Source organism: Pedobacter sp. Hv1 (genome assembly GCF_001412215.1).
Taxonomy (GTDB): domain Bacteria; phylum Bacteroidota; class Bacteroidia; order Sphingobacteriales; family Sphingobacteriaceae; genus Pedobacter.
This window is the reverse complement of the sequence record NZ_LLWP01000008.1, coordinates 182,580-199,519: the sequence shown is the minus strand read 5'-3', so window position 1 is coordinate 199,519 and position 16,940 is coordinate 182,580. Positions and strand designations below refer to the sequence as shown.

The following is a 16,940-nucleotide window of genomic DNA, read 5'->3' as shown; positions in this document are numbered from 1 at the left end:
ATGAGAATAGAAAAAGAAAATATCGTTACCTATTTAGGAGTTATAGATCTTTACTTGTGTTCATCTGGTTTTGAGAGCCGTTCAACGTACTTAGGAATCAATTTAGATAAAACTCAAGTAAAAGAGGCTGTAATTTTTCATATTGAAGATACCTACAAAGTATCCGAAGATAATTTAGAAGAAGTGAAGAAAAACCTTCCTTTTTTATCAAGAATAGATTACCCTAAAAACTCTCCACTTGAAACTTACGACAAGTTTTATCAGTTGTTTTTAAAATTTTCTGATACAGTATCAAAAGATAAATATAAGGTGGTTATAGATATGACTACCTTTACCAGAGAGGTTTTACTTATATTAATCAGACTTCTTTCTGCCGAATTATTCTTAAAATATTTAGAGGTGATTTTTGTCTATACACCAGCTGAAAGCTATTCGGATAAAGATCAAAATATTTGGTTAACAAAAGGAATAAGAGATATAAGGTCAGTATTAGGGTTTTCTGGGATGCAGTTACCTTCAAAAGAACTTCTATTAATACTTCTTAGTGGATTTGAAGAAGAAAGGGCGGATGAAATAATCAATTCTTTTGAACCTAATAAACTAATTCTGGGAAAAGCATCTAGTAAGGACTCCATAAATGAACAATTAAGTCAGATTGCAAATGAGAAATATAAGCATCTTGCAAATAATAACTCATCTATTCTTTTAGATCAATTCGAATTCTCCTGCACAAATATTAAGGAGACACAAGATCAGATTACCAGTTTATATGCTAAATATGGACAACAATATAATATTGTTATTTCTCCACTAAATAATAAGATCTCAACTATGGGTGTAGCAATTGCAGCCCTTAAGAATGATGATATACAAATTTGCTATGCTTCAGCAAATCAGTACAATATTAACGCTTATTCTGAAGGATCAAATTACTTTTTAACTTATAATTTACAAGAATTAATAACTTAATATCTTTTTAAAAATAGCCTCAGCTAGCAATGGAGGTACAGCGTTACCTATCTGTTGCTGTACATGCATTAAAGTTCCCTCGAAAACAAAGTGATCTGGGAAGCTCTGTAACCTTGCAGCTTCTCTTACGGAAAGACCTCTATCTTGAAAAGGATGAATTAACATATTTTTTCTGTAGTTGGATATTACAACAGATGGGATTGAGGCATCTAATCTTTTGTAAATCCCACTATGGCAATTATTAACGTTAGCATAGTTTTGCATCATTTCCGAAGGAATAGCTCGCCAATTTTGACCCTGTTTTATATGTTTGTATCGTTCTATAACATAGTCTTCGTTCTTAGATACTAAGTTTTGACTAGCAGAATTTGATTTTAACCTCATTGATTTAGCGTAGTGACTAACTTCTGAGAGCTGTCTCTTGTAAGGCAGATCAGCGAACTTATCTCCATTATTGAGATCTGGTAAATCTGAAATTGCATCTTCAACACTAATTCTACGATTGCTCTTAGCAGGAAATTCAAAGGTTTTTCCTAGACGGTTTCCCACCATTATAAAACGGTTTCTATGTTGTGGAACTCCATAATCAGATGCGTAAAGAACTTTTTCGGTAGTTTCATATCCGATTTCCTTGAAACAGGCTTTTATTTCTTTTACAGTTTCCCCACGATTGAAAGTAGTAATACCTTCAACATTTTCAAACAAGAACCACTCTGGTTGAAGCTCATTTACAAATCTTACAAACTCATTAAATAAATAATTATTCTTATTAAATTCTGTGCGAGTTTTAGTATTCGACAACGAAAAACCTTGACAAGGAGGGCCTCCGAAAACAATGAAAGGATTTTTTTCGATGTGTTCTAAAGGTTTGATTTCGCCGATATCTTTACACAGAATATTTACTCCAGGATGATTTCTACTAAAGGTTTTTGCAGCGGAAGGGTCTTTTTCTATAGCTAGTCCAATGGAAATTCCAGCGTTTTCTGCGCCTAAGCTCAGGCCACCTGCTCCGCTGAAAATATCGATACCAATTTTTTTAGACTTTTTCACGTTGTAATAATTTGATAATCAATCCGTTAGTAAAAATTTCTGATATTTACAAGAAAAACGCTAACAAACAGTGAAAATAATAAATATGGCAACAATAAAAAATGTTTTTTTTACCCAATCAGATTGTATCAAGTAATACCCCTTCTTGACGTGCGCCTTCAAAGATTTGATATAAAATTTTTGACTGTTTTTCTGAGGGCAGTGTTATTTTTTTTGATGCCATCTTTTCTAAAACGTCAAGGTGCATCGAGCTAAGATTTTTGATGCCTTTGTAATTTTTATAATAATTGAGCAAAGTATTCCAATCTTTGGTAATAACCTTAAGAACAAAGATTTGATTATCAATACCTTTGTCTACCGCTTTGACACCTTTACTTTCTTTTGCCTTATATTTTTTATCTTCCCTGTGGATAAACAGACGAGGGTCTTCAATAGGGAATTCAATGTCAATTTCCTTAACGGCACTCCAGCACATAGAATTTTTAGTCCACTGTGTGATGTTAGCATAGCCTGGTGCAGGATGAGTTACTTTATGGTACACTTTTTCAGAGATAAGTTTTAGCATCTCAACAAGTGATTGTGGGATTTCCTGAAGTTCCCATATAAGATCAAAATTAAGTTCAAATCCAGAGGCTTGTGTGAGTTCAGATAGATAAGATATAGTATATGCTACTGTCTGAGCTCGGAATCCCCCATCATACCATGGTGCAGCTGAAACCATTCTCTCTACAGTCCTAAATAGAATAACCCTGCAAATCGCATCTTTAAAATAAACTTCGGTTATTGCTAGATTATCCTTTTCCAAGGTTTCAGTAATTTCATCAGCAAATTTTTTAAACGCTTCCTGCGCCCCCTTAGATACAATATCAGGCCTACCGCGCCACATAATTTCTGTCTTTGAAAGGAGTGTTTTGTCTACAACCTGATTTTTAGGATTTTCTAGTAAGAATTTTGCTTTTTCAGCAGCTTTAAGGTATGCCTGACTATTTAAATATTCACCTCGAACTCGCTCATAAAACCAATGGGTTCTTTTTTGTGCGCCCCCAGTTGCAGGAGCAAATATTCTGGTAGAGTATTCCTTCATATCTTTATGGAAAGGACTATTTGAGAAAAAATCCGAATTATTTATTTTATTTTGCGTATTTGCGTATTCGGCAACCTTTGATACAAATTCATCTTGATTTTGTGTGCTTTTTACCACTGAAAGTTTCATCTGGACGGCAACTTTGGAAACATCAAGCTTTGACGTCATTTTAGCAGCGTAAATAGCGGAGGTGGTCTGCCCTCCATTTACAATCTGGAAATTTCGAATTTTTTTAAGCCTTCCGTCATTTGATATTTCTACTGATTCTGCTGTGGCAGTTATGCCGTTGTTATAAGCAAAGAACATTTCGGGATTATATTCAATTGTATTTCTAAGCCCCTTATTGACATTTCCCTTGAACTGGAGAAATGTGCGTACATTTTGCTCAAAAAGCTTCTGTCCATTCTCCTCATAAATATCAACCAAAAGGTCACCACTTATCACTGCTAGATATGATTGGTAGCTATTTTTATCATCGTTAATCTTAAGGCACGGAAGATCAATTTCAATATCTGAAACTGCAGATTTAGTTTCCGACTCATAAATATTATGTAAATACTCAATATCCACAACTCGGAAATCAAACTGTATATCTTTGATGCTTTCGGCAGGAAGTTCAAGGAGATTTCTTGTTGCTTTACCGTCAGTTAGTACCATAAGCCTAACTTTATTTAGCTGTTTCCTTTCAAAGTATCTGAAGATGTTATAAGCCATTGAATATGCTTCAGATGTTTCTTCCATTTCACTGTAAAGTTGTTCAGTGCACTTATTAAAAAATGCTTTCAATCGACTGAATTTAGTCTCTATCTGACCTTTTGTAAGTGTCTGAATCGTATCGTCTTGATAGAATTGATGGTTAAGAATGGTAAGAATTTTTCTTTCTTCATCATAATCATAGCCGTATGCCTCCAAACCTCTTTTAATATATTCTGCAGGTGTATAGTTAGTGGTCAAGTCACCAACACTGACAAGATCTTCACAGACAATTTCAAAAAATGACTGAGCCTTGAACAGACTCCTTGATTCTGCATCTATTAGAACTGATTGAATAAAATCTTCGTGAAATTCATCTAATATTGCCATGGGATGGTGAGTTAAAAAGTTGCGTTAATGTTTGTTTCAAAAATAGAACATTTAGAAAGATCAATGGTATATTGGAGTGCTACAATCTGATTAGCGATTTCTTTTGGGGTAATTTTTGGAAATTCACTATTGACTTTGAATGCCTTTTTGGTATCAGTGAAATACTTAAAAAATGGCTCTTCAGAAATGCCATCAAGATAACCGTACAAGGCAAGCTTACTTTCAAATATATCTAGTAAATAATGATTGTCTGTAAATTTATTCTTTATTTCCTTTATCAAATCGATTATAGATCGGCCAGTATTATTTTTAGTAAGCCCATAAACTACAAGTGTTAAGGGTTTTAGTTCAAATATTAACTGATGCATTGATGAGATTTTTATGAAAGGTCCATTTGATGATATAAATGTTTTTATTTCTACCAAGCTATTTTCAAATGAAAAATCCTGTTTATGAAAATCAGGGCCTACCCAAGAAAGCAATGCATCTTTATCACTCATAATTGGCATAACGCATTCTATTAAAAAGATTAGTTCCCCATATAATCCCATCTGAACTTGTTCTGATAACATCTTTGAAGCAACCTGGCTCAAAAATCGTTGCCAGTGTTTCAATCTTTTCAAAATTGCAATAAACAGTTGAGTTTCGTCTCTGATAGATACAGCAATACTTATAAGGTTTAAACATAGTGTATGGAAGATTTCCTTGTCGGAAGAATTATTCAAAATTAGATATAACTCATCGTCAAAATCTGTCAAATGTCTAATAATCATAGAAATTCCACTGAACTTTCCAACATCCTCAAATTCCGCAGGGATGGTTTTGAAGTTTATTCTTATACCAGCTCGACCACCATCATCCAATATCCAGAAAATATTGTGATTTGTTTCAGTGTCTATCCGTCTTCCACTGGAGATGAACATATTGTTCCATGGATTATTAAGTTGGTCAGTCATCTGAAATCTGATCTAATTCAAGGTCTTTTAATAAATTTTGATAATAAACAGTATTAATTTTTAGCCTTACGATATCTTCTTTCGTTGTAACGTCTCCGGGAAAGCTTGTTCCAATGGCAATCATTTCGGTTATACTGTCAAAATTCGAAGTTGGTATGCCATCCTTTTTGAATGTAGGTTCTATGATATGTATCATCAAAAGTGGACGTTCCATATTTCTACGAGTTAAACCTCGGTCCGGACCGTAAGTTTTTCTTAGTTCGGGATCTAATATAGCAATTGATTCAGATGAACCAGATGATACCTGTCGATTCTGAATTTCAAAATAACCGTCATCTTTATATGAGAACTGTCTAGTCTCTCTTTTAACTTTGATTTCCTTATATTGAAACTCGCTTCCAATACCATTATGCAATGAAATATCCCATAACGTTTCACGTTCTTCTGTAAACTTTTCTATGAATGGCAATGGCATTCTTGATGTGAGTCCCAACCTATCGTTTTCAAAAGTCTTGAAATTTTTTAAAAAACTTCCAACAACCGATCGATCAACTTTTCTCCATATGAAGCTACCTTCAATTGGTTCTGGGTTTGGCAAAGCATCAATCAGATTTTTGACCAATTGAACATTTTTCTCAATATCATTAGGGTCACTTCTAAGTCGACTGGTTTCTTTTAGTCTTCCATCAAGCTTGAGAGAATGAATATATTCTGTGACATGATTTTGCTTGTTTCTGGCAGTTACCTGTAATGCACTATCAGGATTTTCTTGAACAGCCAGTCCGAAGTCATTAGGAGTCATGCCCTTTTCGGCCATTAATTTAAAATCTTGGTAAAGATCTTCCGTAGATTTAATAATTTCTGAAAAATCATCAATTCTTTCAGCAGACATAAAAATTTTGCATAAATCTTCATACCCTGGCCTATATCCGAACCATCTACCCATTTGAAGCAAGGTGTCCCAAAAAACTGTACTTCTCAAGAAATAACTGATACTTAGACCCTCCACTGTAAAACCTCTTGCAAGACTTGTCCCTCCAATAACTATCGCATTGGTAACAATATCATTTCTATACACCAAAGGGAGCGTCGTTTTCTGATGCACTTCCCTGATAATGACTGAATCGATGATTTTAACTAGACTTTTTAAAACTTCTGACCAACTAAATTCTATTTCTGGATAAACATCAAATAGCGTACTCTTTAAGTTCTGTAGGTGTATACTTTGTTCTAGTGCATTATCAAGTTTTCCATATGATGTTATATCCTTTCTGACTAATGAAACATAAGCTCCAGCTAACTTTGCAATCATTTTATGGACATCCGTAAATCTTGAAGCATGAATGAGCATACTATTATGCTTGTTTTCTTGTCCCCTCAGTGCTCGAATGCCGACAACTAAAAGAAAAAGTCTTATAGCTTTTAATAAACTTTCAGGCAGAGCATCGATACTTAAATCTTTTTTATGGTTCAACGGAAGTAAATTTCTCCAATCATTGATTGCAACTAAGTGTTTCCTGTTATTGTCGAGAAAAATCTTTCTTGCCCCAAAGTAGTTTGTGGGAGCATCGAGCGCATAAATAAAATCCTTTGGAAAAAGATCTCTTCCTAATTCCGTATTTTCAGCATTATGATCAATAAAAATATTCGCATAAGGTGTAGCCGTAAAAGCGACGTAAGCGCTCTTTTGGAATAGGCTTAGAAGAATGCGAAGTTTTTTATTTATTTGAGTTGGATCATCTTCTTCCTTTGTATTAATGGATGCATAATCAGATTCATCATCGATTACTAACATTGCATGTTTCACAATCTTGTTCACGTATTGCTTCTGTAGCCAATCAATTACATTTTTTAGAGTTCCGGAGTTTTTCTTTATAACAAGAAGTATCGGCACGCTGATATTGTCGAAATTTAAACCTTGGGCTACCTTATCTGCATCATGTTTATTGAAGTCTTTTTCTACCGTTGTTAGGCTATAAGGTAACTTTTCATGACTAGAGTTTCCTTTGCCAGCGCCCACCTGTATCCCTTTTGATTGTCCAATGAATGCTTCATTTAGTCGTTCTTGAGTTTGGTTTCTGAGGTTGTTTTTGTCTCCAGCAATAACAACAATAAATTTATAACCTGCATCGGCGGCTTTACAAACTATTGCTGCATAGTTGCCGGTCTTGCCTGATTGTACATGGCCGACTACCATGCCATAGCGAGAGAATACAGATGACGATGGATTCTCCAGATTATCCATGACTACATCAGTATCTTCATCTATTGTCTTCACTACATCCGGTGGAAGTGTTGTTTCTAGAAAACTTGCATATCTATTCCAATAATATTTTTCTGATTTTTGCTTATGAAGAGTTGACCACCAAACTGTGTCGCGTTCTTGTTGCTCATCTCCTTGAATCAGTGTTCCATTTGGTAACTTAACGTTGAAATGAATTTCAAATTCTCGTGTTAATCTATTCCAATCACTTTCTGATAGATCTGAATATTTTTCTATAGAAAGTATATCTGCAAATGTTTCAGTGCCTACTGTTGCGATGACCTTTCTTATTTTAGTGATTTCTTCCTCAATTTTGTCATGAGCAAGGGCTCCTGTCACTTTAACAAGCTTATTATGTATATTTTCCTTTATTGCTTGATAGCTAATTGTGTCCATTTTGAAGTAGGTTTTTGCGATCGTTGTATAATTCGGTTTTCAAAAGTTCATTTATATATTCTTGTGAAAGACCTGCATCTATTAATTTTTTAGTCAGCTCAACAATGTCCTCTTCAGAAAATGCAGATTGTTGCTTAACCAAATGAGGACTTTTTTGAAGCTTAAATTGAATTGCCTCTAATGGAAGATATGCTTCCAGTCCTTTTAAATAATAGTTTAATTTATCAAGATTTTCAGGAGTAAGGCTAGAAGACAACTCCTTGTAAAATGGATGCTCATGATTCACTGCGAAACGGAATTCATCATTTAGCGGAAGAATTTCCCAGAAATGTACTATGTTTTTATTTTCAATCTTTCGACCTCTACCTGTAAATGGTCTCGATCCTTTTTCTGTTGATTGTCCAATGATACGGCGCAAATCATTTTTTATTTCCTCGGAAGGCCTTGCAATAGATTTTTTGATATCTATACCCCAATAAGTATCGATGCTATTTGGGATATCAACCTTAATTCTAACAAGTTTGTGTGCATCTAAAGATTTGTGAAGCCCCCACCAAGTACCATAAATTAGAATTCGATTCTCTCTATATAAATAGAATCCCTGAGATTTAATGTAGCCATCTTCAGTTGCATATAATTCGTATTCTTGCTGTGACAGCTTCGAGTGATGGGGTAAAATATAAGGCTGGACTAGAATAGTTGTTCCATACAATTTAATTTTTTCCAAGGCAAGTTGCTGTGTAGCCGAATGGTTAAGATTAAATGGATTAAATGGGATAAGTGGATTCTGATTAACAAATATTTTTACCGATTTTGAAGTTTCTGATCCTTCCAAATATTTATGAAATACTAGAGATAGATGTTTTCTTAACTTATCAATAACGTTAGAAAAACCATTTTTTTCACATCTATCGACGTTTTCCCAACAAACGAGGGTTCCACTGTTTAAGTTTAAAAGGTCTTCATAAAATGGATAATGGTCAATTTTATCTGGATTAATGAGTAGCCAAGCATTTTTTTCGGATATATAATCGATATCCCATTGTCTAGCAACTACAGAGTTATTTTTTTTTGAAATGACAGTTAGTTTTTTACACTGGGAAAAGGATGCGGTTTTAAGTCCTAATCCAAATCGTCCAAGATCTGTCTTAGTTCTGACTTCACGAGGGTGTTTGGATGCTAGTCTCATCGCTTCTAATAGCTCCACTTCAGACATTCCAAATCCATCATCAAGCATTGCAAATATTAGATCAGGTTGGGGTATGGTAACGATTTTAATATTCAAGCACCCTGCAGTAAGACTATTATCGATAAGGTCAGCAACAGCTACCTCAAAAGAATAACCTATATCTCGGATAGATTCAATAAAATTTCCAACATTAGGATTAACGAGTTCAGTCTTTGGCATTTTTTGAGAGAGAAATCTTTTAATTAATAATCTAAAAATAGTATTATTTTAACTGATACTGTTAATACTTGCATCAATAGTTTGCCTGTATTTTATTAAGTTAGTGGATGTTTTTAGCTGTACTATATTTATTTAGGGTAAAAACTAACTTTAACGAACAAACTCTCGGTAGCATGGATGAATTTAAGTTAATTGCAATTAGACCATTGGCACGTTGCAGCAAGGCATATTTAAGGATATTAAAGGCAAATACGCCATACATATTCTATAATCAGTATGATTTTTCCTGTTCTAAATTAAATTGGAAACAGGCTTTTCGAATGCCGTGGTTTGTTCATCTCAACCTCGTTGCTACCGTAAAATCCCTATAAATTTACTGCACTCTGTATGCTTTTACATTCGGATTTAGCTAATCTTCTTCATATATGGAGGATGGCATTTTATTCTTAAATAAAAAGCCGTATCTTTAATTAACAAAAATAAAAACCGTTACAAATACGTTACAGAGATTTTTAAAATTACCGTAACTGTTTGATAAATATATTGTTAGAACGTGGGGGGCGTCCACCTGTTAATCAGAGGGTCGCTGGTTCGAGCCCAGCAGAGGGAGCCAATGCAAGAACAAGCCTTACCATGTCCGGTAAGGCTTTCTTGTTTTTAATGGAATTCTTTTTCTACATTAATAAACTACTTCCCGTCATCAAGAATGGCCAACCTATTCGCCAGTTCTATAGTAGGTGTTAAATGATCGAATACTAGTCTCATCATGAAACCCGCACCCACGAAAGCTTTTTTCTTTCCTTCATCTATCACCAATCCCTTATTAACAACCGAGAGAATTTCATTGCCATTTAATGGAGAAACTTTCCTTAAATCATTTAATCCTTGGTTGCTAAATCCTGTGTTTGCAAGGTTTTATAGGCTTGATGTAGCCCCGAAATAAATGCATAGTTAAGCTCTGCGAAAAGTTCGATGAAAGAGAGCTCCTCTGCTGACCATTCTTCTGTAGCGATAATTCGTTCCTTATCAAAAACAAGAGCAAAAGGGTAGTTTTCTTTTACATTACGAAGATGGCCAGAAAGTCGAGCGTTAATAACAGACATAATTTTGGATTAACAAGTAATCAGATATGGTGTCTGTCTGGAGTTGAATTTAGCTTATGAAGTCCCAGAACGTGCTTCCAATTCCATCAATGCTCTATATAAAATTTGTCCAATCGGCTGCGCACTTGATGCGCTAACATGGATCGGGAGTGACTCTTTGCGATAATATTTCGAATACCGCAACATCCCGATGCCAGCTAATCGATATTCAATATTCAGTTCGCTTACACCAAAATATCCACTCAAGTGATGTAGGGTAAGCTTAAGCTTTTGCCTACTGTCAGGAGTGTTGTCTGCAAATATTCTTCCCAGATTGCCATATCCCTTGCCCAATTGGAATAGTCGCAATCGAACCTGTAGGCTCAAATCTGGTATAAGCAAACAAACTGCAAGGTAATTTGCCTGCCACTCAATCCAGTTCCTATCATTTACCAGTTCATGCCGATTGGTCTGCGGATTTAACAACGAGTCTTGCATGCCATCATAACTTGTTTGGTCAATAGAAAGATTAGAATGTAGAAAATAGTGGGAAGCTTCGTGTGTGAGTACAAACATATACCTGTCTGTTCCGACTACTTTGAGATCGATGGTAATTTGTTTTTGGGCACAGTCGTAATACCCCAAAACTTCTCTGTCTCTGGGTTGATCAATAGTAGAATGAACTATTGTTATACCATATTCTTTTGTTAAATGTTCCACAAAAGCTTCATCATCTAGAGCTAAAAATTTCTCTCTGATGTTCGGATCGAACTTATCCAAAATACGGTTGGCAATATTTTTGATTATCTCTCCAGAAAGATGCCTTAAACCTATGTCAGAATCCTGTCCACCAGTTAAATTTCCTGAAAGAGCCCCCTCGAGAAATTTCTTTAAAATCTCATCCCAATCTTGGTGTGTCACTTCTTCATTCAATTCCAACTGCCTTAATGAATTGATATGCTCAAGTTCTTGCTTCAACAACCTTATGTCTGCATCTTGAAGTTGGAAGTTGTTACTTTTTCTTGAATTGTGAAGCTTGGTTGTGTGTTTTCCTTTCTCAATCAATATCCACATTAATTTTCTTTCTGTTGCTAATCGCATTGCCCGTTCTTGAAGCCTAGTGGTACTTATGATGATCGGTTTAACGTTCATGCCGGCAACCATTTCGACGTTTGTAATAAATTCACTGATATCGCTACCAGGAATCGAAGTTGCATAATCCTTGCATTCCAAAAGGTAGAGAAACGAATATTCATTGGCGTCTTCCAGCCATACCTCAATGCTTATATCAAATTCGATATACGAATCCAGTCTTGAAGAGTAATATTTTTTCTTCTTGAAGAATCTACAGCAGGTGGGTAACACGCCAAATTTCAAAGCATCAAATTCCTTTTTGATAAAGTCATAAACTTCATCTTCAAATTTATTTCCTCTGGCAACTGTATTTGTATTGTTCATTTTTATCGATAAGTAACAGAATATGATAAAGTTAGGAAGTTCTTTAAAAACTTCTATAATCAACTTATCAACAGGTGGGTATTAGTGCTAAATAAGATGCGAATGCTGGAAAGCTGAAATGAGTCTATTATCGGTATGGCGTTAAAAGCGATACTGCTTTTTTATAAGCATGCATGTAGCGATCCGGATTTTCTCGAATATGTCTTTGTTTTGCATCTTCAAAAATCTGAGGGCTTATCTGGTAATCTTTGATGTAAAACCGTTCTAAAATAACCGATAAAGGCTGCACACCCCAGGAATCTTCAACTGTCCCATCTGGATGCAAGATCACCGCATGACAAAACCCCAGTTGACTTCCGCATTCTTCCGAATATGCTGAAACCTCTATACCTACAGCAGGTAGACTTGTCAATTGTTGAACAGCGTCTGCAAATGGAACACAGTTGCCTTGTGAGAATAGAACGGCGTCATGGCCGGAGATATAACTGTTTTCACGTTTGGGTATCAATGCCAAATATGCAGAGTTGGCTAAAATAGCTTGGGTCGCCTTTTCTATTCCGTAATCACTTGCCCTAACCCGCAAAGGCATTTCACGCAGTTCCTGCTCGGTATAACTTCTGGTCGCCTTATTTTGTAAACCATTTTTAAGCCGTTTTGAAGCGATAGGCATAATGGTATACTTATGAAAAGCCATCATACTCTTTTTACCAGTGAAATCAAATACGACATCTCTATTGGTCTCTACATAAACACGCAAAGGTACCATATCATGTACATCATCATCTTCACGCGAACACAACCAGTCCACCTGGAGAATCCAGCCCGTTATCCGGGCCAGTGCGATAGCGAAATCTACGCCATCATTCTTTTCCCATTGTTTGATCAGTGCATCGGGAAACGGCTTGTTCTTAGGAGCTTTCTTTGATTCCATGAATAAAGGTATGCATTCAGGATGGAGAATTACCAAGATCCAACATCTTGATTTTGCCCTCAGCTGGATTTATATCCGAAATACCTTTGTAGAAGTTTCTCAATGGAGTTGGCATCCTTCCATATTCATCCTTCCAAACCAGTTTCCCATCGTTCGCTTTAGCCTTCATCAACCATTCGTTCCCCACTTCCTTCTCCCGCACGTAAAATATGCCGTATACACATCTTTCAAAAGTGATCAGCCCATTGGTGACAAACTCCGGAAAAATAATGATATTCATTCCTGCACCATTTGATTTTACGCTTGGATAAATCAAGCCCTTATGACCGTTTGCCTTTATCATATCTACATAGGTGGCTGAAATCTTATACAACCAAGGCTCATTTTTAGGAACTGGTTTGCTGAATTCATCAGCGATAAATTTATCTATCGCATAAAAGCTCAACATCGATTGCTGGTACGGGCTGATTATTTTGTAAAAAAGTTCATTTCGATGCTGTACATCTGTATTCAGGTGTGTTAGGTAGCTTCTGCTTCCGATGCTCACGAATTCTGTTTCCTCTGACAAAATCCAATTGCCAACAATTACCCGATGTTCCCGGATCGGCGGCAGGTCTTTTACTTCCTCATTGGACAATGGCAGTAATTCAAAGCCGCAGTTAATGTACCCTTCCAGAACATTGGATGAGATGCATCCATAAAACATCGAATTCCCATCAAAATTACATCGGCCCATTGCCGAACCCTTTGGATTGAAGGAAATCCGTTGAACCTCTTTGGGGAAATCCTCTTCCGATCCTATGAACACACCACGCTGAACAAAACGTCCTTTTTCAAGCTTTCTTGTAACACCGATATGCCCATAAAGCCTACTCAGTAACTGATAGATTTGATCCCGTGTCGCAGTCTTCAAATCAAGTCTTTTAAGCTCGGCAATGGTTGCATTAACCTGATGTATATCTAATTCAGTTCGCAATATTTTGATATAATTAATCCTAAATCAAAGCTAAGCAATTACAAACACATCCTTGTGTTCAACATCAGCTTCACCACACGTCCGCTTATCTACTTTTCTGCAAGCGAAATTTTCTGGTGTGTCTACGCCAAACAATAGTTTCAATTTTTGTTATTATTTTGAAATTTGATTAGATTATTCTAGAGGATTTTCTCCAATCTTTGAAATGGTATTCAAATCATCCAACAAATTTCTTGAAAAGCACACAGTCTCAGAAGCAGATTAAAAGCCTTATAACGAAAGTTGTAAGGCTTTCTTGTTTTTAAAGCTTTTTGATGTTTTACCTGTACATTCTCTATTCTGCTTCAACTGATCAATCCTAACTTATCTAAATTTATCAAGAGTATGCAATAGCAAAAAAATGCGATTACCTAATTTATGAATAGCATAAATTGGCTATTCATAAATAGAAATTAGTTATTCACAGCTACTTGTGAGTAATCTAATCCCATACTTTTGCTACATTAGGTAAATAATTTATGGAGAAAACCAACACCATTGCGATTGTCTTCGATGACCACCTTTTATTTGCCGATTCTTTTTCGGCATTGATAGAACGTTTGGATCTTTTTAGTGCCGTTCATACCCTTCATGATAAAAAAGAATTGACACAGTTTCTCATCAAACACTCCAAAACACGTATTTGCCTATTTTTGGATTATTACCTGAAAAATGAAAATGGCCTTGCGTTGATTAATGAGGTGAGGCGTTTGAGCCGACAGACCAGTATCATTGTAATGAGCTCTACCATAAGCCCTACAACTGTGACTAATATTTTGGATTATAAGCCCCATGGATTTATCTCAAAATCATCTGGATTTGATACCATACTCCAATGTCTAACCACAATAGCGCAGGGCAATCCATATATCTGCCCAATCATCAGCGAAATTGCTGAGCATACAGAACGCATCAAAAAAATGCCATTTACTGCTAGAGAATTAGAAATCTTACAGTATTTTGCACAGGGACTATCCATTGCCCATACCGCCGAGAAGGCGCATTTGAGCAAACATACAATTGTGGCACATCGGCGGAAGATGATGTCAAAAGTAAATGTAAATTCCATTACAGAATTATTGTTGTATGCCCGTGATCAGGAATTGATCTAATGCCAATAGGAGGTTTTTATGCTTGTATATCCAATCCACATCCAATTGTTTCTTTCATCAAGGCCTCAATTATGCAATTCCTAAAATCGATATCTTGCGCTGTCCTCATTCTATTGTTTTGCCTTAGTGCTCACTTTGCCTGCGGCCAAAGTAAGCAGATTGAGCAGAAACTACAGGAGCTACCTTTCATCAAAGACAGTATTAACCTGGTTAACAGTTTAAACGAGCTGGGAACACTTTACCGTAGCAATAATACAGATAGCTGCTTTTATTATGGAGTAAAGGCCAAACGTATCGCAACGAGCTTACATTACCCGAAAGGCCAAGCAGATGCCAATCAATTGATCGCTTATGCTTTTTTTAGGAGAGGGTTATATGCAGAATCGCTGAATTTACTCGGTAAAATATTGCCATATTACCAAGAATCTGAAGATAAAGAGAAAATTATTCGAATATATTTAGACATGGCTGAAGTGCTGAACAAGGGCATTTCTGAAAGGACAAAGATTATATCGCTTTTGCAAAAGACGATCCAGACTGGAGTAAAACTAAAAAAGGATAGCATCATGGCAGAGGTATATATGAACTACTGTAACCGAAATTCAAATCTTTCTACAGATAGCATCAACTACTACCTTAACAAATCTAGGGGAATTGCAAATCGTTATAAGGATGAGTCCATGCTGATCTTTATTCGGCTTTGGCAAGTACGTTTGTTAATTTTAAATGGACAAAAACACAAAACATTACTCCTTATCAAGCAATTGATATCAGATTCAAAACGTATTGGCAGCTCAAGATTAGAGGTCAATTCGCTCTTTTTGATGAGCGGATATTACGATAACAAGCCTAAAATAGCACTTGATTATTTATATCAGGCCTATGAATTGGCACAGCAAAGTGGAGACAGGTCTTTAGAAATCTATATTTTAAATAATGCCTTAGAAGTTGCAAATCAACTGGGCAATAAAGACGAGATTATCAAAGTTCATCTGGAATTGGAAAAGGCCATGTCTGCAGAATGGGAAAAGTCGAAAAAATTTATCAGTGATTATGTAAAGTACAATGCCATACAAGATGATAACAAGGTGTTAAGTGAGGAAAATGTCCAACGAAATTTTTGGTTGCTGACTGTTTCATTTTCTGCCGTTATTGTTGTGCTGAGTATTTATTTGATCATGCTTAACCGAAGTAAGAAAGCAAAATCTCAGATCGCGGCACTCAACAACACTGCTAATATGCAAATCATTGCCATGGAGGAGGCAAAACATCAGGCAGTAAGAGAAGAACAACAAAGACTTGGGCAAGACCTTCATGATGGTCTTTCATCATCCATTGCTGCCATTAGGTATCAATTGGAGGTGTTATTGATGGATACCACTGATATGGCCTTAAAAAACAAATTGAATATGCTTCAGGAGGAAGCAGCACATGCTTATACGGTAGCCCGAAATAAAAGCCATGAGTGGTTCAGTGCAGCTGATAACCAACAAGAACAGTCTTTTGAAAAGCAGATCAAACTACTTACAGACAGTTCGCTGCCCGATAGCCGCTACCACAAAACTATTCACATTGACGATGGTTCATTAACAGGTGTTGGCATGGATATCCGAATTGCTTTTCTCCGTATCATCCAAGAAGCAATTACCAATATTATCAAACATGCCAAAGCTAAAAATGTGAGTATCCTGATTTATGAGGAAGATGGCCTCGTATTAACTATCCATGATGATGGGATAGGGCTAGATGAAAAGAAACTCAGAAATGGGAAAGCAACTATGGGCTTGCAATCTATTCGGCGCCGGGTTCAATCCTTAAACGGTGAGACTAAAATACATTCAGATGCAAAAGGCACTGAAATCATCGTATCCATACCATTAACCTCATCATCATCTAACAAACAGTAAAGTAACGATTTATCGTCTCAATTCCTTTTGCCATTTGGCACATGTCGACTTTAAGATAGCTTATTCGTTTCTGACAGCAGTAGCAAATTTTTGCTATTTGTATACCTACGGTAACATGTTGTTGCTGTAATGCTTAAAGTCTGCGCTCATTTTGTAGAAGAGGAGTTACTTTTAAGTTTTGAAAGAGAGGTGAATTTGGAGGGTATGAGATGGAAAATATTGGCCA

The 16,940-nt window shown here is 36.0% G+C and carries 12 protein-coding genes; 3 read left to right on the top strand and 9 right to left on the bottom strand.

What is annotated here, in order from left to right; all coding sequences use genetic code 11:
- Positions 1 to 969 (top strand): hypothetical protein, encoded by a 969-nt coding sequence (locus AQF98_RS15150; protein WP_055132801.1) that lies wholly within the window; start codon positions 1 to 3, stop codon positions 967 to 969.
- Here AQF98_RS15150 and AQF98_RS15145 read toward each other — a convergent pair.
- The 9 genes from AQF98_RS15145 to AQF98_RS15100 form a co-directional block, all read right to left on the bottom strand.
- Complete coding sequence (locus tag AQF98_RS15145) at positions 958 to 2,019, bottom strand: DNA cytosine methyltransferase (protein ID WP_055132800.1); 1,062 nt, start codon at positions 2,017 to 2,019, stop codon at positions 958 to 960. The genes AQF98_RS15150 and AQF98_RS15145 overlap by 12 nt on opposite strands.
- Before the next feature lie 118 nt (positions 2,020 to 2,137).
- Complete coding sequence (locus tag AQF98_RS15140; RefSeq protein WP_055132799.1) at positions 2,138 to 4,186, bottom strand: AIPR family protein; 2,049 nt, start codon at positions 4,184 to 4,186, stop codon at positions 2,138 to 2,140.
- An 11-nt stretch (positions 4,187 to 4,197) separates the two neighbouring features.
- Positions 4,198 to 5,142, bottom strand: coding sequence for a PD-(D/E)XK motif protein (locus AQF98_RS15135; protein ID WP_055132798.1), 945 nt, complete (start codon positions 5,140 to 5,142; stop codon positions 4,198 to 4,200).
- Entirely contained in the window at positions 5,135 to 7,801 is a 2,667-nt protein-coding gene (locus AQF98_RS15130) for a Z1 domain-containing protein (RefSeq protein ID WP_055132797.1), read from the bottom strand. The genes AQF98_RS15135 and AQF98_RS15130 overlap by 8 nt, the downstream gene beginning before the upstream one ends.
- The gene (locus tag AQF98_RS15125) at positions 7,788 to 9,209 is read right to left on the bottom strand and encodes an ATP-binding protein (protein ID WP_055132796.1); all 1,422 of its coding nucleotides are present in this window, start codon (positions 9,207 to 9,209) and stop codon (positions 7,788 to 7,790) included. Before AQF98_RS15125 ends, AQF98_RS15130 begins: the two co-directional genes overlap by 14 nt.
- Before the next feature lie 878 nt (positions 9,210 to 10,087).
- Positions 10,088 to 10,312, bottom strand: coding sequence for a hypothetical protein (locus tag AQF98_RS15115; protein WP_055132794.1), 225 nt, complete (start codon positions 10,310 to 10,312; stop codon positions 10,088 to 10,090).
- Between the two features lie 54 nt (positions 10,313 to 10,366).
- Positions 10,367 to 11,749 (bottom strand): ImmA/IrrE family metallo-endopeptidase, encoded by a 1,383-nt coding sequence (locus AQF98_RS15110; protein ID WP_055132793.1) that lies wholly within the window; start codon positions 11,747 to 11,749, stop codon positions 10,367 to 10,369.
- A gap of 127 nt (positions 11,750 to 11,876) precedes the next feature.
- Positions 11,877 to 12,680 carry a hypothetical protein gene (locus AQF98_RS15105; RefSeq protein WP_055132792.1) on the bottom strand — a complete coding sequence of 268 codons (804 nt, stop codon included), beginning with the start codon at positions 12,678 to 12,680 and terminating at the stop codon, positions 11,877 to 11,879.
- Positions 12,681 to 12,696: 16 nt separating this feature from the next.
- A complete protein-coding gene (locus tag AQF98_RS15100) occupies positions 12,697 to 13,656 on the bottom strand; it encodes a hypothetical protein (protein WP_055132791.1) in 960 nt (319 codons plus the stop codon).
- 518 nt (positions 13,657 to 14,174) lie between these two features.
- Here AQF98_RS15100 and AQF98_RS15095 point away from each other — a divergent pair.
- Complete coding sequence (locus AQF98_RS15095; RefSeq protein WP_055132790.1) at positions 14,175 to 14,807, top strand: response regulator transcription factor; 633 nt, start codon at positions 14,175 to 14,177, stop codon at positions 14,805 to 14,807.
- Positions 14,807 to 16,714: a sensor histidine kinase gene (locus AQF98_RS15090; RefSeq protein WP_055132789.1), complete on the top strand. Its 1,908-nt coding sequence runs from the start codon at positions 14,807 to 14,809 to the stop codon at positions 16,712 to 16,714. The genes AQF98_RS15095 and AQF98_RS15090 overlap by 1 nt, the downstream gene beginning before the upstream one ends.
- Positions 16,715 to 16,940 lie beyond the last annotated feature (226 nt).

Excerpts from the sequence above, each read along its gene's own strand:
- AQF98_RS15125 (WP_055132796.1), bottom strand. The coding sequence starts at position 9,209 with ATGCCAAAGACTGAACTCGTTAATCCTAATGTTGGAAATTTTATTGAA.
- AQF98_RS15095 (WP_055132790.1), top strand. The coding sequence starts at position 14,175 with ATGGAGAAAACCAACACCATTGCGATTGTCTTCGATGACCACCTTTTA.
- AQF98_RS15110 (WP_055132793.1), bottom strand. The coding sequence starts at position 11,749 with ATGAACAATACAAATACAGTTGCCAGAGGAAATAAATTTGAAGATGAA.
- AQF98_RS15135 (WP_055132798.1), bottom strand. The coding sequence starts at position 5,142 with ATGACTGACCAACTTAATAATCCATGGAACAATATGTTCATCTCCAGT.
- AQF98_RS15090 (WP_055132789.1), top strand. The coding sequence starts at position 14,807 with ATGCCAATAGGAGGTTTTTATGCTTGTATATCCAATCCACATCCAATT.
- AQF98_RS15140 (WP_055132799.1), bottom strand. The coding sequence starts at position 4,186 with ATGGCAATATTAGATGAATTTCACGAAGATTTTATTCAATCAGTTCTA.
- AQF98_RS15130 (WP_055132797.1), bottom strand. The coding sequence starts at position 7,801 with ATGGACACAATTAGCTATCAAGCAATAAAGGAAAATATACATAATAAG.
- AQF98_RS15115 (WP_055132794.1), bottom strand. The coding sequence starts at position 10,312 with ATGTCTGTTATTAACGCTCGACTTTCTGGCCATCTTCGTAATGTAAAA.
- AQF98_RS15150 (WP_055132801.1), top strand. The coding sequence starts at position 1 with ATGAGAATAGAAAAAGAAAATATCGTTACCTATTTAGGAGTTATAGAT.
- AQF98_RS15105 (WP_055132792.1), bottom strand. The coding sequence starts at position 12,680 with ATGGAATCAAAGAAAGCTCCTAAGAACAAGCCGTTTCCCGATGCACTG.